Genomic DNA, 1,901 nt, shown 5'->3' with positions numbered 1-1,901 from the left:
CCGGCTTGCGGTTGCGGACCTTGGAGGATGTGTTCGCCTACGCCGAAGCGGAGAACGTGACGCTGCGGATCGACGGAATGGAGACCCAGGTGAGGCGCCCAAAAGCGGGCAGGCCCGGACGGCGCGCGTTCGTGTCGGGCAAGCGGAAACAGAACACGATCAAGACCACCACGATCAGCGACGGCCAGGGCCGCACCCTGTGGTCCGGGGCAGTGCGACCGGGCCGGATGCATGACCAGACCGCGACACGAGGGCTCACGCAACGAGCGGTTGCGCGGAAAGGAGGCCGACTGATGTCGGCGGCGTGATCCCAGGCCAGTGTCCAAGTGCCTGTCCCCACTCCGGCATGCGTCGCTGGTAACGGCGGGGTGTGAAGCCCGGGGGAAAGCCCAAGGGCCACCGATCCATCCGATGGCCACAGGCGAGGGGAAGACCGGACGGATGAACGAGAGTGAACCCTCGACGATGCTCCGTGATGCATCACCTCGGTTGATGGATGGCACCACCGGGGTTCAGGAACCGGCCGTTGCGAGGCGGCAGGCGGCGGCTGGGGATTTGGTACCGGCCGTGTGGACACCGCCGTTCCCGGAGTAGAGGGGGCATCCACCCCGGTCGCATCTCGTACGTGCGTAACGTGACAACCCCGATGGGGTCCGGCCAGCAGTCGGGGCCGGTAAGCCGACCGCAAGGAAGGCCCAACTCCCCAGCGGGCGCAGGACGGTCCAAGAAGCGAATGCCGGCGGCCGAAAGGAAGCGGGAAACCGGGACATCATGATCGGCTCCTCCGCCGGTCGTCCCGCATAACCGGCCGGACAGGGGCAGTTGCCCCGACCCGAAAGGGTGCTGACGTGGACCGGGTGAGCCCGTGAAGACCGATGACCGAAGACGACGGAACCGAGGGACAAGTTGGACACCAAGATGACGCCAGCCACGGCAGGCGCCGCCGCGGTGAACGGACCCGAGGACGGCCTCACCGACTGGCTGTCGATCGACTGGCAGCAGGTCGAAGAGGACGTACGGCGGCTGCGGCAGCGCATCTTCACGGCATCGCAGGCGGGGGACCTCAAGAAGGTCCGCAACCTGCAGAAACTGATGCTCCGCTCCCGCGCCAACACGCTGCTGAGCGTGCGGCGCGTGACGGAGGTCAACGCTGGCCGAAAGACGGCGGGCATCGACGGACGGACGGCGCTTCTGCCCCAGTTCAAGGCCGAGTTGGCCGACTGGGTGCAGCACCGCTCCCGACCGTGGAGTCCCAAGCCCGTCAGACGCGTGTTCATCCCCAAGGCCAAGGGCAGACGCCCTCTCGGTATTCCTGTGATCGCCGACCGGGCACTTCAAGCTGTCGCGGTTGGTGCGCTGGAGCCCGAGTGGGAAGCACGGTTCGAGCCGAGATCTTATGGATTCAGGCCGGGCCGCGGCTGCCACGACGCGATCGAGGCCATTTTCAACACCGCCAGCGGGAAGAACCCGCGCAGGCGGTGGGCGCTCGACGCGGACCTGGCAGCGGCGTTCGACCGAATCGACCATCCTAACCTTCTCCGGCAGCTCGGCTCGTTCCCCGCCAGGGGACTGGTCGCGCAATGGCTGAAGGCGGGAGTGATCGACCAAGGCCGGTTCGCCCCGACCGAGGAGGGGACTCCTCAAGGCGGGGTGATCAGCCCCGTCCTGCTCAATGTGGCCCTGCATGGGATGGAGGAGGCCGCCGGGGTCCGCTACTTCGCGACCGGCAGAGATGCCGGGAGCGCGGTGCCGGGCAGCCCCGTGCTGGTGAGATACGCAGACCTATGCCGAGTTCGGCATAGGTCTGCTTATGCCGCACGTCGGGTTATGCCGACCGCGGGGGCGGAGAGTGTGACGGACCGGGTGTCTGGTCTCGAAGTGGTCGGCATAACCCTTGCTCT

The 1,901-nt window shown here is 67.2% G+C and carries 2 protein-coding genes; both read left to right on the top strand.

Annotated elements, in window-relative coordinates:
- A partial coding sequence (locus tag ACIQU6_RS44630) for a transposase family protein (RefSeq protein WP_403488448.1) occupies positions 1-308 on the top strand: 308 nt, incomplete at its 5' end.
- 610 nt (positions 309-918) lie between these two features.
- The coding region (locus ACIQU6_RS44625; protein ID WP_403488450.1) for a reverse transcriptase N-terminal domain-containing protein at positions 919-1,901 on the top strand (983 nt) is incomplete at its 3' end.

This window comes from Streptomyces sp. NPDC090442 (genome assembly GCF_044769405.1).
GTDB lineage: Bacteria > Actinomycetota > Actinomycetes > Streptomycetales > Streptomycetaceae > Streptomyces.
This window is presented reverse-complemented; position numbering and strand designations above follow the sequence as displayed.